21 protein-coding genes are annotated in these 23,633 nt (G+C 60.9%); 8 read left to right on the top strand and 13 right to left on the bottom strand.

Features of this window, described 5'->3' with window-relative positions:
- Positions 1 to 5: 5 nt before the first annotated feature.
- The 3 genes from AAEZ10_RS14335 to AAEZ10_RS14345 form a co-directional block, all read right to left on the bottom strand.
- A complete protein-coding gene (locus tag AAEZ10_RS14335; RefSeq protein ID WP_350569709.1) occupies positions 6 to 1,544 on the bottom strand; it encodes a cryptochrome/photolyase family protein in 1,539 nt (512 codons plus the stop codon).
- Between the two features lie 195 nt (positions 1,545 to 1,739).
- Complete coding sequence (locus AAEZ10_RS14340) at positions 1,740 to 2,861, bottom strand: alkene reductase (RefSeq protein WP_350569711.1); 1,122 nt, start codon at positions 2,859 to 2,861, stop codon at positions 1,740 to 1,742.
- Positions 2,862 to 2,963: 102 nt separating this feature from the next.
- Entirely contained in the window at positions 2,964 to 3,641 is a 678-nt protein-coding gene (locus tag AAEZ10_RS14345; RefSeq protein ID WP_122692540.1) for a type 1 glutamine amidotransferase domain-containing protein, read from the bottom strand.
- A 212-nt stretch (positions 3,642 to 3,853) separates the two neighbouring features.
- Here AAEZ10_RS14345 and curR point away from each other — a divergent pair, with 212 nt between their 5' ends.
- Positions 3,854 to 4,438: a TetR family transcriptional repressor CurR gene (gene curR / locus AAEZ10_RS14350; protein ID WP_016770670.1), complete on the top strand. Its 585-nt coding sequence runs from the start codon at positions 3,854 to 3,856 to the stop codon at positions 4,436 to 4,438.
- Positions 4,439 to 4,492: 54 nt separating this feature from the next.
- Here curR and AAEZ10_RS14355 read toward each other — a convergent pair whose 3' ends face one another.
- From AAEZ10_RS14355 to paoC, 3 genes are all read right to left on the bottom strand, one after another.
- Complete coding sequence (locus AAEZ10_RS14355; RefSeq protein ID WP_350569713.1) at positions 4,493 to 4,936, bottom strand: hypothetical protein; 444 nt, start codon at positions 4,934 to 4,936, stop codon at positions 4,493 to 4,495.
- 61 nt (positions 4,937 to 4,997) lie between these two features.
- On the bottom strand, positions 4,998 to 5,330 hold the full coding sequence (locus AAEZ10_RS14360) for a hypothetical protein (RefSeq protein ID WP_350569715.1): 333 nt from the start codon (positions 5,328 to 5,330) through the stop codon (positions 4,998 to 5,000).
- Positions 5,331 to 5,355: 25 nt separating this feature from the next.
- Entirely contained in the window at positions 5,356 to 7,566 is a 2,211-nt protein-coding gene (gene paoC / locus AAEZ10_RS14365) for an aldehyde oxidoreductase molybdenum-binding subunit PaoC (RefSeq protein WP_350569717.1), read from the bottom strand.
- Between the two features lie 266 nt (positions 7,567 to 7,832).
- On the opposite strand from paoC, the gene AAEZ10_RS14370 reads away from it, so the two are divergent.
- Positions 7,833 to 9,959 carry a TonB-dependent siderophore receptor gene (locus AAEZ10_RS14370; protein WP_350569719.1) on the top strand — a complete coding sequence of 709 codons (2,127 nt, stop codon included), beginning with the start codon at positions 7,833 to 7,835 and terminating at the stop codon, positions 9,957 to 9,959.
- A 235-nt stretch (positions 9,960 to 10,194) separates the two neighbouring features.
- Positions 10,195 to 11,601, top strand: coding sequence for a GABA permease (gene gabP / locus AAEZ10_RS14375; RefSeq protein WP_160769482.1), 1,407 nt, complete (start codon positions 10,195 to 10,197; stop codon positions 11,599 to 11,601).
- Here the strand turns inward: gabP and AAEZ10_RS14380 are convergent.
- Both AAEZ10_RS14380 and AAEZ10_RS14385 read right to left on the bottom strand, forming a co-directional pair.
- Entirely contained in the window at positions 11,598 to 11,810 is a 213-nt protein-coding gene (locus AAEZ10_RS14380; RefSeq protein WP_122706258.1) for a hypothetical protein, read from the bottom strand. The genes gabP and AAEZ10_RS14380 overlap by 4 nt on opposite strands.
- Positions 11,811 to 11,828: 18 nt before the next feature.
- A complete protein-coding gene (locus tag AAEZ10_RS14385; RefSeq protein WP_350569721.1) occupies positions 11,829 to 13,880 on the bottom strand; it encodes a 2Fe-2S iron-sulfur cluster-binding protein in 2,052 nt (683 codons plus the stop codon).
- 285 nt (positions 13,881 to 14,165) lie between these two features.
- Here AAEZ10_RS14385 and AAEZ10_RS14390 point away from each other — a divergent pair, with 285 nt between their 5' ends.
- The gene (locus tag AAEZ10_RS14390) at positions 14,166 to 14,795 is read left to right on the top strand and encodes a glutathione S-transferase family protein (RefSeq protein WP_024013009.1); all 630 of its coding nucleotides are present in this window, start codon (positions 14,166 to 14,168) and stop codon (positions 14,793 to 14,795) included.
- Positions 14,796 to 14,948: 153 nt separating this feature from the next.
- Positions 14,949 to 15,869: a LysR family transcriptional regulator gene (locus AAEZ10_RS14395; RefSeq protein ID WP_350569723.1), complete on the top strand. Its 921-nt coding sequence runs from the start codon at positions 14,949 to 14,951 to the stop codon at positions 15,867 to 15,869.
- A gap of 27 nt (positions 15,870 to 15,896) precedes the next feature.
- On the opposite strand, the gene AAEZ10_RS14400 is transcribed toward AAEZ10_RS14395, so the two are convergent.
- Entirely contained in the window at positions 15,897 to 16,673 is a 777-nt protein-coding gene (locus tag AAEZ10_RS14400) for an alpha/beta fold hydrolase (protein ID WP_122692547.1), read from the bottom strand.
- A gap of 155 nt (positions 16,674 to 16,828) precedes the next feature.
- Entirely contained in the window at positions 16,829 to 17,734 is a 906-nt protein-coding gene (locus AAEZ10_RS14405) for an AraC family transcriptional regulator (protein ID WP_350569725.1), read from the bottom strand.
- A gap of 125 nt (positions 17,735 to 17,859) precedes the next feature.
- Between AAEZ10_RS14405 and rclC the strand changes: the two genes are divergently transcribed.
- Positions 17,860 to 18,435 carry a reactive chlorine resistance membrane protein RclC gene (gene rclC, locus AAEZ10_RS14410; protein WP_071172487.1) on the top strand — a complete coding sequence of 192 codons (576 nt, stop codon included), beginning with the start codon at positions 17,860 to 17,862 and terminating at the stop codon, positions 18,433 to 18,435.
- Between the two features lie 30 nt (positions 18,436 to 18,465).
- On the top strand, positions 18,466 to 18,693 hold the full coding sequence (locus AAEZ10_RS14415; protein WP_095180049.1) for a DUF2790 domain-containing protein: 228 nt from the start codon (positions 18,466 to 18,468) through the stop codon (positions 18,691 to 18,693).
- Between the two features lies 1 nt (position 18,694).
- Here the strand turns inward: AAEZ10_RS14415 and AAEZ10_RS14420 are convergent, their stop codons facing one another.
- Entirely contained in the window at positions 18,695 to 19,936 is a 1,242-nt protein-coding gene (locus AAEZ10_RS14420) for an MFS transporter (protein WP_350569728.1), read from the bottom strand.
- Positions 19,937 to 20,054: 118 nt separating this feature from the next.
- Positions 20,055 to 21,188: a lactonase family protein gene (locus AAEZ10_RS14425; protein WP_350569730.1), complete on the bottom strand. Its 1,134-nt coding sequence runs from the start codon at positions 21,186 to 21,188 to the stop codon at positions 20,055 to 20,057.
- A 276-nt stretch (positions 21,189 to 21,464) separates the two neighbouring features.
- Here AAEZ10_RS14425 and AAEZ10_RS14430 point away from each other — a divergent pair, with 276 nt between their 5' ends.
- The gene (locus AAEZ10_RS14430; RefSeq protein WP_409037407.1) at positions 21,465 to 22,757 is read left to right on the top strand and encodes an Nramp family divalent metal transporter; all 1,293 of its coding nucleotides are present in this window, start codon (positions 21,465 to 21,467) and stop codon (positions 22,755 to 22,757) included.
- Positions 22,758 to 22,799: 42 nt separating this feature from the next.
- Here AAEZ10_RS14430 and AAEZ10_RS14435 read toward each other — a convergent pair whose 3' ends face one another.
- A complete protein-coding gene (locus AAEZ10_RS14435) occupies positions 22,800 to 23,603 on the bottom strand; it encodes a DUF1206 domain-containing protein (RefSeq protein WP_110600551.1) in 804 nt (267 codons plus the stop codon).
- Positions 23,604 to 23,633: the final 30 nt, after the last annotated feature.

Consider the following 23,633-nt stretch of genomic DNA (forward strand, 5'->3'; position numbering starts at 1 on the left):
GCGCACTAGAAAGCTTCGCCGCTATCCAGTTTCGCCAACAGCATTTGTCCGCGTTGCCACAGTGCATCCTGCTTGGCCAGCGGCATGCGGTCGAGGTTCTTGTACATCATGCCCATGCGCTGATTGCCGCGCAGGATATCGCCGTGGCGCATGACGAAATGCCAGTACAGCGCATTGAACGGGCAGGCATCGTCCGCGCTGCTTTCCTTGACCTTGTAGGCGCAGTCGCCGCAGTAATCCGACATTCGATTGATGTACTGGCCGCTGGCGCAGTAAGGCTTGGAGCCGAGATAACCGCCATCGGCGTGCATGACCATGCCAAGGGTGTTGGGTAGTTCGACCCAGTCGAAGGCGTCCATGTAGATCGCCAGATACCACTCACAGATTTCCTTCGGCGCAATCCCGGCGAGCAAGGCAAAGTTGCCGGTGACCATCAGGCGCTGGATGTGGTGCGCGTAGGCATGTTGCAGACTTTGGCCGATGGCCTGGCGCATGCAGTTCATCTGTGTCTGCCCGGTCCAGTAGAACTCCGGCAGCGGACGCGAGTTGCCGAACACGTTGCCCTCGGCGTAATCCGGCATCTTCAGCCAATACACACCGCGCACGTATTCACGCCAGCCGATCAGCTGCCGAATGAAGCCTTCGGCCGCGTTGAGGCCGATGCTCCCCGACCAGTACGCCGCCTCGACATCGCTGCACAGCTGGCGCAGATCGAGCAGGCCGATGTTCAGCGCGGCACTGATCCGCGCGTGAAACAGAAACGGTTCGTCGCTGGCCATGGCGTCCTGGTAATCACCGAAGCCGGCCAGCGCATAGTCGAGAAAGTATTGCCACAGGGCCTGGGCATCGGCGTGGGTCACCGGGTAATTGAAGTCATCCAGCGTGCCGTAATGGCTGGCGAAGCGCTCGCCGACCAATACCAGCACCTCTTGGGTGATTGCATCATTGGCGAAACGCGCCGGGTAGGGCGGTTTGGCGTGTTTGGGCAGGGCCTTGCGATTCTCCGCATCGAAATTCCACGCACCGCCGACCGGCGTGCCGTCGCCATTGAGCAGCAGCCGACTCTTGCGCCGCATCTCACGATAGAAAAACTCCATGCGCAGCTGTTTCTTGCCGCTGGCCCAATTGGAGAATTCTTCGCGGGAGCAGAGGAAGCGGCTGTCTGAATGCCAGTGCACGGGCAAGCCCGAATCTCTGATTGATTGCTCAAGGCGCCAGTCGCCGCATTCGGTGATGTGAATCTGTTCGGCGCCGGTGAGGGTTTGCCAGCGCTGTAGTTCGCCGGGAATTGAGCCGCTGTTGTTCGGGTCATCGAGGGTGACGTACTGGACGCGGAAGCCTTTATCGCGCAACGCCTCGGCAAAGTGGCGCATGGCGCTGAAGATCAGAGCGATCTTTTGCGGATGATGGGCGACGTGGGTCGCTTCCTCCATGACCTCGACCATCAGCAGCAGGTCTTGCTGGGGATCGAGTGGCTGCAGGGACGCCAGGTCGAATGACAGCTGGTCGCCGAGGATCAGGAGCAAGCGGTGGGCAGGGGGCATGGAGCGAAGTCCGGTGAACGATTCGAACTCCAATAGTTATACAGATTGTTTGATATGTATAGGTTTTAGCGGCCACTGACATCCTATTGTGGGAGCGAGCCTGCTCGCGAAAGCGTCCTGTCAGTCAATACAAATGCTGACTGACCCACCGCCTTCGCGAGCAGGCTCGCTCCCACAGGAACTTGTTTTGGGTTCTTATGCGGGGTAGGTCGGATAGTCGATATACCCCTCGGCACCGCCGCCATACACCGTCGCCGGATTCAACTGATTCAACGGCCAGTCATTGGCAATCCGCGCCGGCAGGTCCGGGTTGGCCATGAATGGTCGGCCAAACGCGACGAGATCCGCCAGCCCCGACTCAAGCAATTGCGCGCCGGTTTTGGCGGTGTAGCGACCGGCATAAATGATCGCGCCGCTGAACGTGTCGCGCACGGCCTGGCGAAAGGTCTGCGGCATGGCTGGCGCGTTGTCCCAGTCGGCCTCGGCGATCGACAGGTAGGCGATGCCCACGTCTTCGAGAATCCTGATCGCGGCAATGTAAGTTGTGTGCGGATCTTCCTCGACCAGGCCCAGATACGTCCGCGCTTCATCGGTGGTAGTGAACAACGGCGCGAAACGCACACCGACCTTGTCCTTGCCGATGCATTCGGCGACGCCGGCCACCACTTCGCGCAAGAAGCGCAAGCGATTGTCCAGTGAGCCGCCGTACAGGTCGGTGCGCAGGTTGCTGTGGGCGGAGATGAACTGGTTGACCAGATAACCGTTGGCGCAGTGCAGTTCGATGCCATCGAAACCCGCATCCATCGCGTTGCGCGCGGCCTGGATGTACAGCTGAATCAGTTCCTGCACTTCATCGGTGCTCAACGCGCGCGGAGCGGACGGCGGCACCAGTTCACCGACACCGGGCGCGGTTTCGATGAACACGCTGACGCGGTCCGTGGCGACCGCAGAGGCCGACACCGGCGCATCGCCGTTGGGCTGCAACGCCGTGTGCGAGACCCGACCGACATGCCAGAGCTGGGCGAAGATCACGCCATCCACGGCGTGCACCGCCTCGGTGACTTTGCGCCAACCGGCGATCTGCTCCGGCGTGTGAATGCCCGGCGTCCACGCATAACCTTGCCCGCGCGGTTCGATCTGCGTGCCTTCGGTGACCAGCAAACCGGCACCGGCGCGCTGCTGGTAATACTCGGCCATCAATTCGTTGGCGACATTGCCCGGTTGCGTGCTGCGCTGGCGGGTGAGGGGCGGCAGGACGATGCGGTTTTTCAGGGTGTGGGCGCCCAATTTGGCAGGCGTGAAGAAAGCGTTATTCATGGAGTAAGCCTTGAATCTGATTAGACCAGTCGACTATTGACTGGGCAAAAAAACAACGCCGGGCTGTACGCACGCGGCGTTGATCGGGTTGGAGCGAGGGATTCAGCCGAGCATCTTCAACAGCTTTTCGGCAACGGCGGCGGAGCTGGCCGGGTTCTGGCCGGTGACCAGTTGACCGTCAGCGACCACATGCACCTGCCAGTCGGCGACTTTCGAGTAACGCCCGCCCAGACGCTGGAACTCGTCTTCGATGAGGAACGGCACCACGTCAGTCAGACCAACAGCAGCTTCTTCGGCGTTGGTGAAACCGGTGACGTCGCGATCTTTGACGATCGGCTGGCCGTCAGCGCGCACCACATGACGCAACACGCCGGGTGCGTGGCAGACAAAACCGTGAGGTTTGTTGGCGCGGTCGAAGGCTTCGATCAGCGCGATCGAGGCCTTGTCTTCGGCCAGATCCCACAACGGACCGTGGCCGCCTGGGTAGAACACGGCATCGAAATCTTCGGCCTTCACATCAGCCAGACGGCCAGTGGTGGCGAGTGCCTGTTGTGCGGCCGGATCGGCGCGGAAGCGATCGGTTTCGGCAGTCTGCGCGCTTGGCTCATCGCTTTTCGGATCGAGCGGAGGCTGGCCGCCGGCAGGCGATACCAGGGTGACGTCGGCGCCGGCGTCCTTGAAGGCAAAGTAAGGCGCGGCGAACTCTTCCAGCCAGAAACCGGTTTTCTTGCCAGTGTTGCCGAGTTGATCGTGGGAAGTCAGAACCATCAAGATTTTCATAGAGCACCCTTGGGTTGGTCTGGCATCGGCAGAAGGCGAGGGATTCGCTTGTTGTCGGTGCCGCATGAATTTGTGTGTCGGGGCGCAGCATAGTTTCCAATTAGACCAGTCGTCTAGTAATTTTTTCAGAAAATGTTTTTGCCCGTCGGTTATGGCAAACTCCCGGTCCTGAAAACTATACGACTGGTCTATTGTCTGGAATTTTGCGCACCATGAAGCCGACCTTTGACGACACCCGCCAACACTTGCTCGACACCGGCCACCGGATGATGGCCGAGAAGGGCTTCACCAGCGTCGGCCTCAACGAGATCCTGCAGACCGCCGGCGTGCCGAAGGGCTCGTTCTATCACTACTTCAAATCCAAGGAGTTGTACGGCCAGGCGCTGCTCGAGGATTACTTCGTCGACTACCTCGCCGACATGGAGCGCCGCCTGACATTGCCTGGGCTGACTGCCTTCGAGCGTTTGATGGATTACTGGCAGGGCTGGCAGAACCGCTGCACCCTCGAAGGCCACGGCGATGAATGCCTGGTGGTGAAACTCAGCGCCGAAGTCGCCGACCTCTCCGAATCAATGCGCCTGACCCTGCGCGACGGCGCCGAACGCATCGTCGCGCGCATCACCGAATGCATCGAACAAGGCCAGACCGACAAAAGCCTGCCGGAGGGCGATGCGCGCAAGTTGGCAGAGACGCTGTATCAGCTCTGGCTCGGCGCGAGCCTGCTGAACAAATTGCAGCGCACCGGACAGTCGCTGGAAACCTCGATGGCGATGACCCGGCAGTTGTTGCAAGTCTGAGCTTCGCCGCTGGTTCCTGTGGGAGCGAGCCTGCTCGCGAAGACGGCGGCACATTCAATATTTCATCGCCTGACCGGATGCATTCGCGAGCAAGCTCGCTCCCACAGGTTTTCGCGGCGTGTGCCAAATCCCGGCGACATGCAAAATCCAGTGTGGGAGCGAGCTTGCTCGCGAAGAGGGCGGCACATTCAACATCTTCATTGCCTGACCCAATGCATTCGCGAGCAGGCTCGCTCCCACAGGTTTTCGCGGCGTGTGCCAAATCCCGGCGACACGCAAAATCCAGTGTGGGAGCGAGCCTGCTCGCGAAGACGGCGGCACATTCAACATCTTCATCGCCTGACCCAACGCCTTCGCGAGCAAGCTCGCTCCCACAGGTTTTCGCGGCGTGTGCCAAATCCCGGCGACATGCAAAATCCAATCTGGGAGCGAGCTTGCTCGCGAAGAGGGCGGCACATTCAACATCTTCATTGCCTGACCCAATGCATTCGCGAGCAAGCTCGCTCCCACAGGGGACCTGCGTTGCTTGTTTGATTGGGGTTCTACAGGCCATCAGTACTCAGGCAGGTCCGCCGTTCTTGTCTGGCAGTTGGGCAAACCACTGCGCATACGGTGTATTGCTCACTTTGAATCGGTTGTAATCCGGGCTGCCGTCATCCCACCACACCGGCCCGCGCTCACCCAGCCCAATCTTCGCCTCGTTGACGCGAGCTCTCGCCGACTTCAATGCCTGTGCATCCTCCGCACGCTTCGCCTCTTTGACCGCACGCCGCGCTGACATGAGTTCGGCTACAAACGCCTCACGCTTGGCGGCTGGCAGTGATGGATTGCTGCAACGCCACAGCTGTTGCTTGACCACAAAATAGCGGCCATCGGGGGTGGTGGGGTACATGGGCGATATCCTGCGTGATCCAGTCTCAGACCGGGTAGGACAACTCGCCGATGAGTTTATCCAGCGTAATCGGATAATCGCGCACCCGTACGCCACAGGCGTTATAGATCGCGTTGGCGATCGCCGCCGCCGCGCCGCTGATACCCAGCTCACCGACGCCTTTGGCCTTCAGCGGGGTGGCATACGGGTCGACTTCATCGAGAAAGATCACTTCCTGATGGGGAATGTCGGCGTGCACCGGCACCTCGTATCCGGCCAGATCGTGATTGACGAAAAAGCCGATTCGATGATCCACCGCCAGCTCTTCCATCAATGCCGCGCCGGCGCCCATGGTCATGCCGCCGATGATCTGGCTGCGCGCGGTTTTCGGGTTGAGGATGCGCCCGGCGGCGCACACGGCCAGTTGCCGACGCAGGCGAATTTCGCCGGTCGCCGCATTGACCGCGACCTCGGCGAAATGCGCGCCGAAAGTCTGCTGGGCAAAACGCTCGGCCAGATCGCCGTATTCCATGCGGTCCTCGCCCGTCAGCTCGCCATTGGCTGCGGCCTGAGCCAAGCCAACCTGCTGCGAGCCTGCGCGAATTTGCCCGTCGACAAACTCCGCTTGCTGCGGGTCAATCCCGACGGCGCGAGCAGCGGCTTCACGCAGTTTCACACACGCGGCATACACGCCGGCAGTGGAGGAGGCCGCGCCCCACTGGCCGCCGGAGCCCGACGATTCCGGAAACCGCGAATCGCCCAAATGCACCACGACACGCTCCAGCGGCACGCCCATCATTTCGGCAGCGGTCTGGGCGATGATGGTGTAACTGCCGGTGCCGATGTCGGTCATGTCGGTTTCCACGGTGATGACGCCTTGACGATCGAGATGCACCCGCGCCGCCGAAGCGGTCGTCGGTGCGCCGCGAATCGCCGAGGCCAGCCCGATGCCGATCAGCCAACCGCCCTCACGGCGCTGAGCGGGTTGAGGGTTGCGCTGACGCCAGCCAAAGCGTTCGGCCCCAGTGTTCAGGCATTCCACCAACTGCCGTTTGGAGAACGGCCGCGCCGGTTGCTCCGGATCGACCTGCGAATCGTTGAGGATGCGCAGTTGCAGCGGATCCATCTGCAGCTTTTCCGCCAGTTCATCCATGGCGATTTCCAGCGCCATCATCCCCGGTGCCTCGCCCGGCGCGCGCATCGCCGAACCCTCGGCGAGATCGAGCACGGCGAGATTCAAACGGGTCATCCGATTGGCACCGGCGTAAAGCAAGCGGGTTGACGCGGTGGCCGCTTCGGCGCGTCCGCCGCGCAGATTGCCCGACCAGCTCTCGTGGCCGATCGCCGTGATCACGCCGTTACGGTTGGCACCGATGCGCAGGCGCTGAAGCGTCGCCGGACGATGGGTGAGGTTGTTGAACATCAGCGGCCGCGGCAGCGCGACTTTCACCGGTCGCCCGGCATGTCGAGCGGCCAGGGATGCCAACACTGCGTCGCAAAGAATCGTGCCCTTACCGCCGAAACCACCGCCGATATACGGCGAGATCAGGCGCACATCCTCCTTGGCGATGCCGAGGGTTTTCGCCAGGTCGCGCACGCCCCAGTTGATCTGTTGGATCGATGTCCACAAAGTCAACGGCGTGCCGCTCCAGCGGGCAATGGTTGCGTGCGGTTCCATCATCGCGTGGGCCTGGTCAGGCGTGCTGTAGTGCTGATCGATTTGCACTGGCGCAGCGTTGAAGGCGCCTTCGAAGTCACCGACGCTGGTCTGCGGCGGCGGGCCGAAACCGGCCGGTGGCGGTGGGGTTGCGGAGTCTTTCGCAGTTGCGAGATCGAACGAACCCGGTGCGGCCACGTAGCGAATTTCAAGCAGACCGGCAGCCGCGCGGGCCTGTTCAAAGGTCTCCGCAACGACAATCGCCACGGCCTGGTGATAGTGATCGACCTGCGGCCCGGCCAAGGCCCTGGCTACGTAAAACTCGCCTTTGGCCAATGGCCCGGCGTTTTCGTAAGTGACGATGGCGATCACCCCGGACGCTTCCCGCGCGCTTGCCGAATCGATCGAAGCAATGCGCCCCTTGCCGATCCCGGCGCCGACGATATAGCCATAGGCGGCGTCCGGCACCGCTGCGTTTTGCTCGTAGGCGTAGGGGGCGGTGCCGGTGGTTTTCAGCTTGCCGTCGATGCGGTCGGCAGGCTGGCCGATCACCTTCAGTTGATCGATCGGATTGGAGCCGGCCGGGGTGTCGAATTTCATCTGCAAATTCCTTTCAGACAGGCTGGCGGCGCACACGTAGCGCGGCGCAGCCATCGATTGACGTCGGATCTCTACGAGCCTAGGCCATCGACGCGCTGCTGATAATGCGCGGTTTCAGGATGGAGTGATGAATCTCGCTCACCAATCCTGATCAACATGACAAATAGGAATACGTTTCAATTACTAATGCGACCGTATACCATGCGCGGCGTTTTCAATGGCGGTTTTGCCCTTCGTTCTGGCCTATTCGTAAAGGTTTTCACCTCATGCGTCGAACTCTGCTTTCCATATGTGTGCTGCAGGCGTTGTCTTCTTCCTCGTGGGCTGAATCAGCCGAACCGACTTCTTCAACGCTTGAGCTGGAAGCCACCGATGTGGTCGGCACAGCGGATTACGAAAGGGCAGACGGCCCGGTGCAAGGCTATCGCGCGACGCGTTCGGCCAGCGCCACGCGCACCGACACTTCGATTCATGAAACCCCGCAGTCAATCAGCGTGGTGACCAAGGATGCCGTCGAAGACCTCGGCGCCACGCGTTTGCAGGATGCGCTGGATTACGCCGGCGGCGTCGGACGGGCGAACAACTTCGGGGGGCAGGGCCTGACCACCTTCACCGTGCGCGGCTTCACTACGGGTGAGTTCTACCGCAACGGTTTCCCGATCAACCGTGGCTACCCGAATATGCCCGACGCCAATACCATCGAGCGTCTGGAAGTGCTGCGCGGTCCGGCGACCATGCTCTATGGCCGTGGCGATCCCGGCGGTACCTTCAACGTGGTGTCGAAACAGCCGTTGCCCGAGCGCACCGTTACGTTAGGCAGCCAATTGAACGACCAAGGCATGAAGCGCGGCACCCTCGACGCTTCCGGGCCGCTGGATGAAGAAGGGCGTCTGGCCTATCGCTTGAATGTGGTGGGCGAGGGCGGTGACACCTTCCGCGATCATGTCGAGACCGAGCGCTACGGCATCACGCCGGTGCTGACCTGGCAGGCCACCGACGCGACCAAGCTGATATTCGAAGGCGATTTCATGCGCAACAACGCGCCGCTCGATCGTGGCGTGACGCGCTACCCGGCGCAGAGCGGCACTGCCTCGCGCGATACCTTCTTTGGCGAGAAGGACGTCGGCAAGCTGCACAACGACAACAACATGGCGCAACTGCGTTTCGAGCACATGCTCAACGACGACTGGACCCTGGGCGGTGGTTTCCAGTGGCTCGACGGCTCGCTCAAGGGCAACGCGATCGAGGCCAACGGCATTGCCGCTGACGGCCGCACGCTGGGGCGCAACTTCAACTACCGCAAGCTGGAATGGACCGACAAGGACACCCAGCTCAACCTCACCGGGCATTTTGATACTGGCGGTCTGCAGCACACCTTGCTCACCGGCATCGAGTATGAAGATTACGATTACAAGTCGATCATCCAGCGCTCCAGCGGCGCGGTCAGTGCCTACCCGATCGACATCTTCAATCCGGTCTACGGCCAGCCACGCCCGGCGCTGACCCGCACACCGACTCACGATAAGGAAAACCTCAAGACCTACGCTGCGTTCGTGCAGGATCAGGTCGCACTGACGGACAAACTGAAAGTGCTGGCCGGCGCACGTTTCGAGCGCTTCGAGCACGATTACGAAACCTACGTGCCGGGCGGCAAGAGCTGGCAGGCCAGCGACAACGCCGTCACCCCGCGTATCGGCGTGACCTACGATTTGACCGATACCCTGGCGGTGTACGCCAACACCGCGCGCTCGTTCAAGCCCAACACCGGCGCCAGTCGCGAAGGCGGCGGCTTCGCCCCGGAGAAGGGTAAATCCTACGAGATGGGCGTGAAGTGGGAAGCGCTGGATCAGCAGTTGAGCGTCGACGCGGCGATCTACCAGATCGAAAAACGCAACGTGCTGACCACCGACCCGGTGGATTCGACCTTCAGCGTCGCCGCCGGTGAAGTACGCAGCCGTGGTTTCGACGTCAACGTCACCGGCAACCTCACCCCTGAGTGGCGAGTAGTCGGCGGTTACGCCTACGTCGACGCCGAGGTGACCAAGGACAACACGCTGCGCTCCGGCACCCGCCTGCTGAACATTCCGAAGAACAGCTTCAGCCTGCTCAACATGTACGAGTTCCAGGACGGCACGCTCAAAGGTCTCGGCCTTGGCACCGGTCTGAAATACGTCGACGAGCGCGCCGGGCAGACCGCCAACACCGCGTTTTCCATGGGCAGTTACACCGTGGTCGACCTGCTGAGCTTCTACAAGGTCAACGATAAAGTGCGGCTCAACCTCGATGTGAAAAACATCTTCGACCGCGACTACGAAGAAGGCGCCTTCGGCAACGTTTACGCCTACCCGGGCGCGCCGCGAACCGTGCAGGTGGGGATTTCCTACACGCTGTAAATCGCCGCAGCGGTTGCCGCCGACCCATGCTGGCCTGAGAGTGGCATGTCGAAATCAGACATCGGCATGCCGCACTCAGGCTAGTTGCGCGGCGGTCGGGCCACGTAAGGTGAAGCATCATTTCGTCGGCAAAGCGTCTGCGTCGCAGCTTTCGCCTGATGCCGCCACCGGAAATGATGATCGCCTGACGCTCAGTCAGTGGCCCAAACGTCGATCATGAGAACAATAAGAACCCATGACTAGCCTGAACCCCAAGGACTCCAACGGTCAGTTGGCGCAAGGTTTCAAACCGCGTCACGTCACCATGCTTTCCATTGCCGGCATCATCGGCGCAGGACTTTTCGTTGGCTCAGGCCACGCCATCGCCGCCGCAGGACCTGCGGTGCTGCTCGCTTATCTGTTCTCCGGTCTGCTGGTCGTGCTGGTGATGCGCATGCTCGGCGAAATGGCCGTGGCGCATCCCGACACCGGCTCGTTTTCCACCTACGCCGATCAAGCCATTGGCCGCTGGGCCGGCTTCACCATCGGCTGGCTCTACTGGTGGTTCTGGGTGCTGGTAATTCCCATCGAAGCACTGGCCGCCGGGCACGTGCTCAATCAGTGGTTTCCCCAGGTCGATGCGTGGTTGTTCGCCTTGCTGTCGATCGTGCTGCTGGTGATCACCAACCTGTTCAGCGTGTCGAAATACGGCGAGTTCGAATTCTGGTTCGCCATGGCCAAGGTCATCGCGATCATCGGTTTCATCGGCTTGGGCTTTGCGGTGCTGATGGGCTGGATTCCCGAGCGCGAAGCCAGTGGCTTGAGCACGCTGATGGCCGAGCACGGCGGCTTTGCGCCCAACGGCATGTCGGCGGTGGTCGGCGCGTTCATCACCATCATGTTCAGTTTCATCGGCACCGAAGCGGTGACGATCGCCGCTGCGGAGTCGAACAACCCGGCGCAAAACATCGCCAAGGCCACGCGCTCGGTGATCTGGCGTATCGGCATTTTTTATTTGCTGTCGATCTTCGTGGTGATTTCCGTGGTGCCGTGGAATGACCCGCAGCTCGCCTCGGTCGGTTCCTACCAGCGCGCACTGGAACTGATGAACATCCCCAACGCCAAATTTCTCGTCGACGTTGTGGTGTTGATCGCGGTGGCCAGTTGCATGAACTCCTCGATCTACATTTCCTCGCGCATGCTCTATTCGCTGGGCCGACGCGGCGATGCGCCGCCGGCATTGAAGGTGACTTCGGCGGCGGGCGTGCCACGCGCGGCGGTCATTGCCAGCACGGTGATCGGCGCAGGCGTGACGTTACTCAGCTATTTCATGCCGGCCGGGCTGTTCCAGTTCCTGCTCGCCAGCTCCGGCGCGATTGCCTTGCTGGTGTATCTGGTGATCGCCATTTCGCAGTTGCGCATGCGCCGCCGACTGGAACGGGAAAAGGTCGAAATGACCTTGCGCATGTGGCTGTTTCCCTGGCTCACCTGGCTGGTCATCGCCTTTATCTGCGCGGCGTTGGCAGTGATGATGATCACCCCTGAACATCGCCTGGAAGTGACTTCGACCATTGGCCTGGCGTTGCTGATCTCGTTCATTGGCCTGGTCACCAGCCGCCAGCACCGGCCGGCGGGCAGGGTGGCGGCTGTTGGCAAAGCCTAAGCAAACAACGCCTTGAGCCCACGGGAAAACCAGCCGTTCGGGCTCGAAGGCAGATGCTCACGTTGATTGAATGAGCCCGTCAACGCGCAGGTTTCACCGGCGAGCGAGCCCATCAGTTGCGGCAGCAAAAAACTGCGTTCGCATTCGCTGGCGGACAGTCCGGTGTTCTCTTGCGGCCAAACCACGTTGGTTTCTGCATACGGCTTCATGGTGCACCTCCTCATTATTCAAACGTCCAGCACCAGGGTTTCGCTGCCCTGCGCCGGGGCGGCGCAGCAGATCAGCACTTCGTCGTCCGCCAGGCGCATTGCCGGCGGGGTGAGGTAGTGCACCTGGCCGCTGGTAAGGCGGGTTTTGCAGGTGCCGCACGAGCCGCCGCGACAGCTGAACTCCGGGTTCAAGCCACGCGCCTCGGCCAGTTCCAGCAAGGTGCCGCTGCCCGGTTCCCAGCGTGCTTCCTTGCCGGACGTGGCGAATAAGACCTTGACCGGCTCTTCCGCGACCGGCACCTGCGGCGGCGCCGGGGTGCTGATTTCGACATCGCGGATCAGCGTCGACGGGCCGAAGGTTTCGGCGTGGATGCGATCGTCGGGAATGCGCATTTTGCGCAGGCCGTCGTACAGCGCCTGGGTAAAACTGCCCGGGCCGCACAGGTAGAAATCGTAGTCATCCAGCGGCAGCAGGCTCTTCAGCAGGGCGACGTCGATGCGCCCGGCATGATCGTAACCCTGCGCTGTTGCGTCCAGCGGCGGCTGGCTGACCACGCGCAGCACCTTGACCTTGTCACCGGCGCGCGCAGCCAAGGCGTCGATTTCTTCGCGAAAGGCCAGATCCTCGACGGTGCGACTGCTTTGCACCACCCAGGTCGGGCGCATGCGGCTGATGCGTTTGCCCTGATAGACCACCTCGCGCAGCATCGACAGCAGCGGCGTTACCCCAACCCCTGCGGCCAACAGCACCAGTGGCCGGCGTTCGGTGGCGTCGACGGTGAAATCGCCTTGCGGCGCGCGGGCTTCGATCAAATCCAGTGCCTGGACCCGATCATGCAGATGCGAAGACACCGAGCCGTCGCGTTTGACGCTGATGCGCAGAAACTCGTCCGACGGCGCGCTGGACACGCTGTAGGTGCGGATCGACGCGGCATCCTGACCGTCGAGCAAGATCTTGATCGGCAAGTGCTGGCCCGGTTCGAAGCGCGGCAGGCCGAAGCCATCGTTAGCTTGCAGGTAAAACGAACGGATCTGCGGACTCTCATCGACTACACGCGTTACGTGCAGCGCACGCCATTGGTTGCGCAGCGCCTCGGCCTGCAGACGTTCGCGGGTCTGTTCCCAGCTGCCGGTCATTTGCGAATTGGGCGAATCGCCTTCCGGCTGCTCGGCCCAGCGCAGTGGCAATGCGGCCTGACGGTAAACGATGCGCTGTGGCCTGAAGCGCCACAGACGTTCGGCACCCTGGAACGCGGCGATTTGCGGATCGTCGAGCAGCACTTCCGCGCTGCCGGTCATCTGCAACAGATCGCCGCTTTCAAAATCGATGAAGGTCAGCCCGGCGCGCGGGTTGAGCAGGATGTTGCCCAAGGTGTTGAAGAACAGATTGCCGGAGAAATCCGGGATGGTCAGGGTGCCGTCCTCGTCCATATGGACGAAACCGGATTTGCCGCCGCGATGGGACACATCGACTTGCCGCTCACCGTCGCGCACCACGTAAGTGGCCACGTAGAACGAATCGGCGGCGGTGATCATGTCGCGCACCAAGGGTTCGCTGACAGGCAGGTCGAGCGCGGTGTCGGTGGTTTCGTCGACGAACGCGTAGTGGCGCAGGTTGATGTAGCGCGGGCAGTTGCCGTAAGCCTGGGTCACGCTGATCTCGAGGCTGTCGTCCTCGCGGCGGCTGATATTGCCGTTCATGCGATTGCGCCGACGGGTGTGCAGCTCGATGCCGAGCATGCCGATCGCGTCGCCGGGCTGCAGGCCTTGATTGGCCGGGTCATTGGGCTGCGCGTCGAGTTTGATCTTCAACACCTGCGGCGACGGCGAATCCATGAAGCCCGGTTGACCGGTGCGCAGCGTCGCCCACGGGTCGCCCTGGCCATCAACGGCGCCGAGCACGACGAAGGGCAGTTGCGCATAGAACTCGCGGTGCTGATCCGGCATCCAGTCGCGGGCCAGTTGCCGATGGCCGACACCGACCATCATCTCCACCGCGCCGACGGCACGTTGCAGGGTCAGCTCACCTTCATGCCAGGGCGAGGGCTGCGGTTTCGACGCTGTGTCCATTTCGATTCTCCTCGGGTGCAAACGGGCCGGTGAGCCGCCAGGGGCTGAAGCTCAAGTGGGCTCATGTTCGCCCCCGGCCGGTTGCGAGGGAATGGCCAGAAACTGCAATCCACTGTTTCACTCGGTGAAATGATCCCTGCGCGCGCCTAAGGAGGCGGGTGATTATTTCACTGGCTGAAATGCTCGATTGTATTTGCTGAGGATTCCGCGATTTGCGGCAGGGGAGCAGGATGAGCCCCATCGACACGATCAGCGGGTCGACCTCAAATAATCCAGGAGCACGTCATGTCTCAGTCAGCCGTCAAACTGTACCGCCATCCGTTGTCCGGCCACTCGCATCGCGTCGAGTTGATGCTGTCCCTGCTGGATGTGCCGACCGAACTGGTGTTCGTCGACCTGATGAAGGGCGCACACAAAACCCCTGAATTCCTCGCCCTCAACCGTTTCGGCCAAGTGCCGGTGATTGATGACAACGGTACGGTGCTCGCTGATTCCAACGGCATTCTGGTTTATCTGGCGAGCAAATACGGCAACGGCCAGTGGCTGCCGAGTGATCCGGTCGAGCAAGCCAAGGTGCAACGCTGGTTATCGGTGGCCGCCGGGCAGATCAGCTCCGGCCCGGCCACGGCGCGCTTGATCACGGTATTCGGCGCCGGTTACGACGCGGCTGATGCAATCAAACGTTCCCACGCTTTATTGCAAGTGATGGAAGACGAGTTGGCCAACAGCGCATTCCTTGCCGGCGACAAGGCTACCGTTGCCGATGTGGCCGCCTACACTTACGTCGCCCACGCGCCGGAAGGCAATGTCTCGCTTGAGGATTATCCGAATGTGCGGGCGTGGCTAGCGCGGGTCGAGGCGCTGCCGAAATTCGTCGGCATGCAGCGCACAGCGGTGGGCCTGCAAACAGCTTGATTCAAAACGATGCACATCCCCTGTGGGAGCGAGCCTGCTCGCGAAAGCGGTGTGTCATGCAACGGTGATGTTGACTGACAGAATGCCTTCGCGAGCAGGCTCGCTCCCACATGATTTCACTGTGTTTTCGAGGTTTTTTACAGGTTCCCGTCTATGGATCGTTTTCAGGAAATGCGCATGTTCCTGGCCGTGGCCGAGGAGGGTGGCTTTGCGGCGGCGGCCCGGCGTTTGAACACCTCGCCCCCCAGCGTCACCCGCGCCATTGCCGCGCTGGAACAACGCATCGGCACGCGCCTGTTGTCGCGCACCACGCGCAGCCTGCACTTGACCGAAGCCGGGCATCGTTATCTGGACGATTGCCGAAGAATTCTGTGCGACGTCGACGAAGCCGAAGAGGCCGCTGCCGGCAGTTATCGGGTGCCGTGCGGGCACTTGAGCGTGACCGCGTCGGTGTTGTTTGGCGAGCTGTTCATCGCGCCGTTGCTGGCGCAATACGTCGACGCGTTTCCTTCAGTGCATCTGAAGGCCTTGCTGGTCGATCGCGTGGTGAACATGGCGGAAGAGGGTATTGATGTCGCCGTACGCATCGGCCATCTGCACGAGAACAATCAGCATGCAATCAAGGTCGGCGAGGTCCGGCAGGTTATCTGCGGCACCCCCGATTACTTCGCCCGCTATGGCCGACCGCAACATCCGAACGAGTTGAGCCGCGCCAATATCGTCATGTCGTCCGCCAGTCATTTGCTCAGCGATTGGCAATTCGCCCATGCCGACGGGCCGTTGAGCTTTCGCTTCGAGCCGCGTCTGGTGGTCACGGCGAATCAGGCGGCAATCAACATCGCCAGTACCGGTTGGGGCATTACCCGAGTGCTGTCTTATCAAGTCGCCAGCCAGGTTGCGGCCGGTGAACTGGAATTGGTGCTGGAGGCCTTTGAGCCGCCGGCGTTACCGGTGCAACTGGTCTATCTGAAACATCCGCGCGTACCGGCGAAGGTGCGCACGTTTGTGGATTTTCTCAGCGAGCGGCTGCAACACCACCCAGCGCTGAAAGCCGTGAACAGGGTTCACGGCTAAGGCTTCAAGGTTCAACTCAGCGATGGATCACTTCGCGGCCGCAGCGGTTTCGATCAGGCTGGCTACGGCTTTCGGGTTGGACACCATCACCACGTGCGACGCGCCTTTGACCACGACGGTCTGCTTGGAGTGCGCGCGCTCGGCCATGAACGCCAGGGCTTGCGCCGGGATGTTCTTGTCCTGGTCACCGTAGACGAAGTACGACGGCACGGTTTTCCATGCAGGCTCGGTGGCGGCTTCGTTGAGCGCGGCGACGGTCACCGGGCGCTGGGTGGCGGCCATCAACTTCGCATCTGCCGGGGAAACATCGGCTGCGAACTGATCGTGGAATTTGTCCTGCTGGATGTACAAATCCTTGCCACCATCGGCCAGCTCAACCGGGGCCGACAGGGTCGGGCCGAGGGTGCTGCCAGGGAAACGCCCGGACAGTTCAGCGGCGGTTTCACCCTTTTCCGGTGCAAAAGCTGCGACGTACACCAGCGCTTTGACATTGGCATTGCCGTAAGCGGCTTCACTGATCACCGGGCCACCGTAGGAGTGGCCGACCAGTACCACCGGAGTTTTCACGCTGGCCAGCACATCCGCCACCGATTGCGCATCACCCTTGACCGAGCGCAGCGGGTTCGCGGCGGCGATCACCGGGTAGCCATCCTTCTCGAGAATCTTGACCACGCCGTTCCAGCTGCTCGAATCGGCAAAGGCACCGTGCACCAGTACCACGGTGGGTTTAACGGGGGCGGCGAAGGCGGCGGTGGCACCAAACATGGCGGCGGTAAGGGCGAGGGTTGCGAAGACTTTGTTCATGGTGATGTCCTGTCGATTGGTTAAGGTAGAAATGGAAGCGACAGTGGTATTTAGCGCGCTAAATGTGTCAGTTGTGTGTGCGCACGGCCGAACTTCGCATGCTTGTGTATCTGTGTCGGCGAAAGCTACACGCTGATACAAAGCGATCCATTCAATCAGATCGCGCGGCGGACTTTGCCCGGGGCCTCGCCGTAGGTTTCCTTGAATTTCTTGCTGAAGGCAGCCTGCGACTGATAGCCGACCTGTATGGCAATGTCGTTCAGGCCCAGATGTGAATGGCTCAGCAGACTGAACGCCAGCTCCATGCGCAACTGGGTCAGCAACACCCACGGCGATACGCCAGCGACCCGGGCGAAGGTGCGCATGAACGTTGCACGAGACATGTTCGCGGTGTCGGCCATGGCTTCGATGGTCCATTCGTGCGCCGGGTCGGCCAGTATCGCCTGACAGGTGCGGCCGAGGCGCTGGTCGCCGAGCAGCGCCAGGGTGCTCTTGTCCTGCTCCGCACGGGCCAGGTGCGCACGCAGGATCAAGGTGAACAACGCTTGGGACAGTGAATCGAGGAGGAACCGCGCGCCCGGCTGTTCGCTGTCGGCTTCGCTGCGCAACAGCGCAATCAGGGCGGTCAGCGGCGCATCCACCGGCAAGCCATCGTTGGCAATCAACAGGTAATCGGGGAGGGCGGCGAACAGCATCGACGCGCGGTTGTAGTGAAAGCCACCGCAGAGCATGTCCAGATCGGCGCTCGCGCCGCCCAGCCGATAGATCGGCAACACCCCGCCGGGAATCAGCGTTGGCGACATCGGCGCTACATTTTTGCCGGCACTGTGCAGCACATGCGGCGTACCCCGTGGCAACAGCAGAATATCGCCGGCGCGCATCGCCAGGCGTTGCCCGCTGGCCAGTTCAACCCGGCATTCACCTTTGAGCACGATGTGATAGGGCGCCTTGCCCAAGGCTTCCTGTTGATGATCGCGCGCCCAATCGCCTTGAAACTGGCAGCGCAGATCGAGGCTGCCGCGCACGTTGGCCAGGCTGATGAGTTTATCGAGCGAGTTCATTGGCACCCATCACGAAGGAATCCGCAAAGTTGAGACGATTGAGCAAGACGTTGAGCATGACCGACAAAAGCGCGATTCGGTAGCACCGCAGACTGACTCCACTTTCATTGATCTGGAGAAGTCGCATGTTCACCTCAATCAACGCCGGACTACAACAGCTCGGCAAACTCGATCGCCTCGGTATCCCGCTGATGCGCGTGGCCATCGCCATCGTCTTCCTGTGGATCGGCGCGCTGAAATTCGTCCCGTACGAAGCCGACAGCATCACGCCCTTCGTCGCCAACAGCCCGGTGATGTCGTTCTTCTACGAACACCCGCAGGACTACAAGGCGCACCTGACCCATGAGGGCGAGCTGAACGCCGACAAGCGCGCCTGGCAGACCGCGAACAACACCTACGGTTTTTCCACCGGGCTTGGCGTGGTGGAAATCGTCATCGGTCTGCTGGTCCTGTCCAACCCGCTTTCTCGCCGCACCGGCCTGCTCGGTGGTGCCTTGGCGTTCGCCACGCCGCTGGTGACCCTGAGCTTTCTGGTTACCACGCCGGAAGCCTGGGTTGCTGCGCTGGGTGATGGTCAGCACGGTTTTCCCTATCTGTCCGGTGCCGGACGCCTGGTGCTCAAGGACGTCCTGATGCTCGCCGGAGCACTGCCGGTAATGGCTGATTCCGCGCGCCAATTGCTGACTGAACGTCAGGCCTGAATTCCTCATCCTTTATAGAGAGATCACACCATGAAAACGCTTTTTGCTTTGGCCCTGGCCATCCTCGCCGGCAACGTGTTCGCCGCCACCGAACCTGCGCAGACCGGCGTGCCACTGGATATCGCCAAAACCATCAGCATCACCGACACCAGCGCCGCCTGCGGAATTGTTCCGGTGGAAGTCGTCTATGAAGACAGCCACGGCCAGCGGCATGTCGCCACGTACAACGTGCTCGGCAATGGCTGCGGTGGCGATTAGCTCAGGTTTGGCCCATAACTGCAGCGGACTCGAATTGCTCAGTCCGCTGCAGCGTTTCCGGAACGCCGATCAATAGCAGCAGAAACGCTGCCCCTGCAATTGCGGCAAGGGTCAGGAATGCCGCGCTGTAACCGGCCGCCTCGACGACAAAACCGGCCAGCCCATTGCTCAGCGCCGCGCCAAGGCCAAATGCTGTGGTCAGCGCGCCGAGGCTGACATTGAAATGCCCGGAGCCGAGGGTCAGATCCTTGACCATCACCGGGAACAGCGCGCCGAACAGCCCAGCGCCGACGCCGTCGAGCAACTGCACGGCGACCAGCCAGTACGAATCATCCGAGAAGGTGTAGAGCAAGCCACGCAGCGGCAGGATCAGAAAACCCGCCAGCAATAACGGTTTGCGCCCCCATACATCGGCTTTCGCGCCGGCGAGCAGCGCCATCGGCACCATCACCAGTTGCGCGGCGACGATGCACGCCGACGTCAGCGGTGTGGCCATGTGCAAGTTGGCTTGCGCGAGTTTCTGGCTCACCAGCGGCAGCATCGCCGCGTTGGCCAAGTGGAACAGCGCGCAGCACAGGGCAAACATCAGCAACGGGCGATTGCTCAGCAGTACCTTGAACCCGGACGGCTGATGGCTTTGATCGCCAGGCTGCAAACCGCGTGCGACGTCGTGATCTATCGCTTCGGCCGAAACGAACAGCACGGCAATCACGCTGGCCAGCGCCATGACCGCCATCAGATAAAACACCGCCACCGGACCGAACAGATAGGCAAACAAACCGGCCAATAACGCCGCGCACGCGTTGCCGGCATGGTTGAACGTCTCGTTGCGACCGGTACGCCGGGTGAATGCTCGTGGGCCGGTGATGCCCAAGGTGATCGCGGAAATCGCCGGGGCGAAAATTGACGCTGCCGCCGCGCTCAAGGCTTGAGTCAATGCCACCAGACTGAATGACGAAATGAACGGCAGGAGCAGACAACTCACCGTGACCAATAGCGCGGCGATGATGACCAGCGCCCGTTTCGCCCGGCTGCTGTCAACCAGCGCACCAGCGGGCGTCTGCGTGATCAGTGCGGCGATACCGGCAATGGTCATGACCACGCCGATACTGGCCGGGTCCCAGTGGTGCACGGCGAGCAAGTAGATGGCGAGGTACGGCCCGAGGCCGTCGCGGACATCGGCGAGGAAGAAATTCAGACTGTCCAGCGAGCGGTTGTTGCGGCGATCGAGATGGCTGATCACGGTGGGCAGTCTCTTGAAAGTGAGGTCTGCGAAAATGTATCAACCTCGGCAAACCTAATGACCGAAGCGGCGGGGGATTAGTTGCAGAACGGCGGAGCAGTTGCTGCTCCGCAGATATTCAAGCGTCAGGCGTTTGCAGTATTTCTATCCATAATGCGCCTTTGCCGGAGGCCGCTTCACCGACACGCTTCAGCGCGCCATCCTTGCTCACCGCGTACGTACCGACCTTGGCGCTTTTCTCGCCCGTCACCAGCAGCCAGTGGCCATCGGGGGAGAAGGCGATATTTCGCGGTTGCTGTTCTTGCACCGGGTAGTTATCGAGGAACTTGAGTGCTCCTGATGCCGGATCCACGGCAAATGCCGAAACGCTGCTGCTGGTGCGCTCACTCATCAGCAGCAGTTTTCCATCCGGCGACATGCGCAGGTCGGCAGCCCAGATGCGTGGGGTCGGATCGTCTTTCAAGTCGTTGTTGCGCGCATCACGGACTTCGCCGTGGGCCAGTTTCAATCGCTCGGGAATGCCATTGGCTTCAGCGATGCGGGTCAACGCGCCGCTGGCCTCGTCGATCGAAAACGCCGTCACGGTGCCGCTCATTTCACCGACGACGTAAAGGAATTTGCCGTTGGGCGAGAACGCCAGGTGCCGAGGCCCGGTTTTCTCCGGAACACTGACCGCGCCGTTGCCGATCGGGCTGAGCTCGCCAGTCTCGGCATCCAGGCGATATTGCAGCACCTTGTCGGTGCCCAGGTTGCCAGCGTAGGCGAAGCGATTGCTCGGCTCGGTGCGAATCGAATGCGCGTGCAGGCCGGTCGGATAACGCAGGATGTTGGCGGAAGGCTGATGATCCTCGCCGATCTTTTGAACGCTGAGTGCATCGGCGCCGTAGGACGCGGCGAGCAGGTAGCGACCTTTTCGATCGGTCGACAGGTAGGCCATGCTCTCTGCCAGCGGAGCTTGGGTGAATTTCGTCAGGTGACCGCTTTGGCGATCGATCCGGTAACCCAGCACCTGAAAAGGTTTGACGCGCAAGGCTGCAAACAGCACCTTGCCGTCCGGGGTGAGGGCCATGGGATTGACCTGATCACCGGCCTGAATCTGCTCAACGAGGGTGAGTGCGCCGTTACTCTGATCAAGCCGATATAGCGAGATCAGACCGTCACCGGGGCTTGAGATGTAGGCATAGGTGGCGGCATTGGCCGTCACGCTTAACGTGGAGGCGAGCGCAGCAATCAAGAGCGTTCTGTTCATCATTTTCAGCCTTATTGTTGTTGTGATCAGTCATCCTATGAGTGATTGACGAAGGCTTCAATGTCTATTTCATGGAGCTGGAACGTCGCCTAGCCTAGTTTTATAGACGCGTATTAGAGGATGTTGATCATCAGAAATGATCGAGCAGCACGGTAATCAGCGAGTTGTGAAACATTTTTACATACTCTCCCGTTAGCGTTGTTGTACGACATCCTACCTAATGTGCGCAGTGCATCAGTTCTCACAAAAACAATAACGGAGATACCCCCTATGACGAGCATGGCTCCACTCGATCATCAGGCCGCTGCGAAACCGCAAAACCTGTTCCTGCGTACGCTGAAACTGCTCGGCCCCGGCATTATCGCCGTGCTGTCGTGGCTCGGTGCGGGCGATCTCATCACGTCTTCAGTGGCCGGTGCGAACTACGGCTACGCGATGATGTGGGTGCTGGCGGTCTCTTTGCTGTTGAGATACCTGATCGTCAACATCATTGCCCGGTTCCAGCTGTGCAATAACCAGGGCATGACCATTCTGCAGGGCTACGCCCAGCTCAACCCGGTGTTTGCCTGGTTCATGCTGGTTTACGCCTTGTTGATGGGGCACTTGATGAACGCCTACATGATCAAGGGGGCAGGGGAGTCGCTGGCGATGCTGTTCAAGATCGATCAGCCATTGCTGTGCTCGGTGGCGGTGGTGCTGGCGGTCTGGATGCTGGTCGGGCGCAACATCTACACGATGATCGAAGGCGTGATGAAGCTGCTGCTGGCGATCATGACCCTGGCGTTCATCGCTTTGGCGGTGATGTCCGGCCCGGATGTCAGCGGCATCATCAAAGGCACCATCGGCTTCAGCATTCCGCCGGACGAAGGCGTGCATGGCGCGTTGCTGGTGGCGGTCTCGGTAATCGGCGCGGTTGCCGGCTCGATCGCCAACTTCGTGCACCCCTATGTCATGCGCCAGAAAGGCTGGACCGGGCCGCAGCACAAGCGCATTCAACGTAACGATCTGCTGTTTGCGGTGTTCGTCGGGATCATCATCAACCTGGCGATCTGGATCGTCGGTGCGGAAATCCTCCGTCCCAACGGCATCGAGGTGAAAACCTTGGGCGATCTGGGCAAGGCACTGGAAATCTTCTTCGGCCCGATCGGCTGGTATGTGTTCTTCATCGGCGTGTTCGCGACCTTGTTTGCCAGTATTTCAGGCAAGACCACGGCGTTTCCGATGCTGATCACCGATGCCTTCCAGCATGTTCGTCCTGAGCGTCGCGAGAAGTACGGCAAAGAGTTCCATCATGACCCGATGCACAAGTGGTTCATGCTGTTCATCCTGGTCACGCCGCTGATCTGGTCGATGCCGGGCATGCCGGATTTCGTGACTCTGACCATTGGTGTCAGCGCATTGAACATCATTGGTTTGCCGGTGATTTCCCTGGGCTTGCTGATCATGTCCAACCAGAAATCGCTGCTGGACAAGAAGTACCGCAACAACCTGTTTGAAAACATCGCGCTGCTTTTCGCTACCGGGCTGGCGCTCTGGGTAGCGTTTCAGTTGGGCGTTGATCTGTTCACTTGATGACGAAAAGTCGAGGGGGCACACGCCCCCTCGAATGGCCGCTTACAACGGCACATCCATTTCGATCCGGCGCCAGGCCGCTTCGGAAAAGCTGTACACCGAAAACGCGATCAGCCCCAACGCCATCAGCATCAACAGCACGCCGCCTGCCGGCAGATTCTGCAAAGCATCCAGCGCTTCCTTCATACCGGGTGGATTGGTTGCCTGGTAAACCGAGCCGCTGACCGCCATCAACACTGCAATCTCGATAAACACCACGCCTCGGGCGATCAGGCCAAAGCGCGACACCGGGCGCACGTAACGCATCACTTCGTCATCCGCTTCGAAGTACTTCTCGAACGTGGCCTTCCAGCCTTTGATGATGTGGGCGATACCGACACCGAGCGGGATCAGCGCGATCAGGTAGATCAACAGGTTCGAATGCTCGAATGACAGCAGCTGCGCGAGCAGATCCTTGGTCTTGCCATCGCCGGAACCACCTGAACTCCTGAGGCCACTCACCAACAGGCCCAAGGCAAAGAAGGCCAGCGCCGCGTTGACCAGCCCGCCGGCGAGCAGACCTGCGCGAATGACCAGGCCTTTGAACTCGGTGCCGTGGTGGTCGACATCGCGGATCGCTTGCAGCGCACGCCAGGCGGCGAAGGCCAGCAGGCCGGCGACCACAACACCGATCAGCACGTAACCGAAGGGCTGGCTGAGCAATGCTTCAAGGCTCTTGTGGCTGTCTTTCGGTTTGGTGGAGTCGTGCGCTGCCAACAGCGCGAAGATGCCGATGATCAGATACAGAACGCCGCGCGCGGCGTATCCGCCTCGGGCAAGCAGGACAAGCGTGTGTTGAGTGGACATGGGTTTTACTTCCAGGGAATCGATGTGAAG

The sequence above is a fragment of the Pseudomonas sp. H26/SER47-MNA-CIBAN-0231 genome (assembly GCF_040310465.1).
Taxonomy (GTDB): Bacteria; Pseudomonadota; Gammaproteobacteria; order Pseudomonadales; family Pseudomonadaceae; genus Aquipseudomonas; species Aquipseudomonas atacamensis.

Bases quoted from the DNA above. Each gene is read 5' to 3' on its own strand.
- AAEZ10_RS14415 (WP_095180049.1), top strand. From the start codon at position 18,466: ATGAAAACGCTTTTTGCTTTGGCCCTGGCCATCCTCGCCGGCAACGTG.
- gabP (WP_160769482.1), top strand. From the start codon at position 10,195: ATGACTAGCCTGAACCCCAAGGACTCCAACGGTCAGTTGGCGCAAGGT.
- AAEZ10_RS14335 (WP_350569709.1), bottom strand. From the start codon at position 1,544: ATGCCCCCTGCCCACCGCTTGCTCCTGATCCTCGGCGACCAGCTGTCA.
- AAEZ10_RS14360 (WP_350569715.1), bottom strand. From the start codon at position 5,330: ATGTACCCCACCACCCCCGATGGCCGCTATTTTGTGGTCAAGCAACAG.
- AAEZ10_RS14380 (WP_122706258.1), bottom strand. From the start codon at position 11,810: ATGAAGCCGTATGCAGAAACCAACGTGGTTTGGCCGCAAGAGAACACC.
- AAEZ10_RS14425 (WP_350569730.1), bottom strand. From the start codon at position 21,188: ATGATGAACAGAACGCTCTTGATTGCTGCGCTCGCCTCCACGTTAAGC.
- AAEZ10_RS14385 (WP_350569721.1), bottom strand. From the start codon at position 13,880: ATGGACACAGCGTCGAAACCGCAGCCCTCGCCCTGGCATGAAGGTGAG.
- AAEZ10_RS14430 (WP_409037407.1), top strand. From the start codon at position 21,465: ATGGCTCCACTCGATCATCAGGCCGCTGCGAAACCGCAAAACCTGTTC.
- AAEZ10_RS14395 (WP_350569723.1), top strand. From the start codon at position 14,949: ATGGATCGTTTTCAGGAAATGCGCATGTTCCTGGCCGTGGCCGAGGAG.
- AAEZ10_RS14390 (WP_024013009.1), top strand. From the start codon at position 14,166: ATGTCTCAGTCAGCCGTCAAACTGTACCGCCATCCGTTGTCCGGCCAC.
- AAEZ10_RS14345 (WP_122692540.1), bottom strand. From the start codon at position 3,641: ATGAAAATCTTGATGGTTCTGACTTCCCACGATCAACTCGGCAACACT.
- AAEZ10_RS14435 (WP_110600551.1), bottom strand. From the start codon at position 23,603: ATGTCCACTCAACACACGCTTGTCCTGCTTGCCCGAGGCGGATACGCC.
- AAEZ10_RS14370 (WP_350569719.1), top strand. From the start codon at position 7,833: ATGCGTCGAACTCTGCTTTCCATATGTGTGCTGCAGGCGTTGTCTTCT.
- AAEZ10_RS14405 (WP_350569725.1), bottom strand. From the start codon at position 17,734: ATGAACTCGCTCGATAAACTCATCAGCCTGGCCAACGTGCGCGGCAGC.
- AAEZ10_RS14340 (WP_350569711.1), bottom strand. From the start codon at position 2,861: ATGAATAACGCTTTCTTCACGCCTGCCAAATTGGGCGCCCACACCCTG.
- paoC (WP_350569717.1), bottom strand. From the start codon at position 7,566: ATGAAATTCGACACCCCGGCCGGCTCCAATCCGATCGATCAACTGAAG.
- curR (WP_016770670.1), top strand. From the start codon at position 3,854: ATGAAGCCGACCTTTGACGACACCCGCCAACACTTGCTCGACACCGGC.
- AAEZ10_RS14400 (WP_122692547.1), bottom strand. From the start codon at position 16,673: ATGAACAAAGTCTTCGCAACCCTCGCCCTTACCGCCGCCATGTTTGGT.
- rclC (WP_071172487.1), top strand. From the start codon at position 17,860: ATGTTCACCTCAATCAACGCCGGACTACAACAGCTCGGCAAACTCGAT.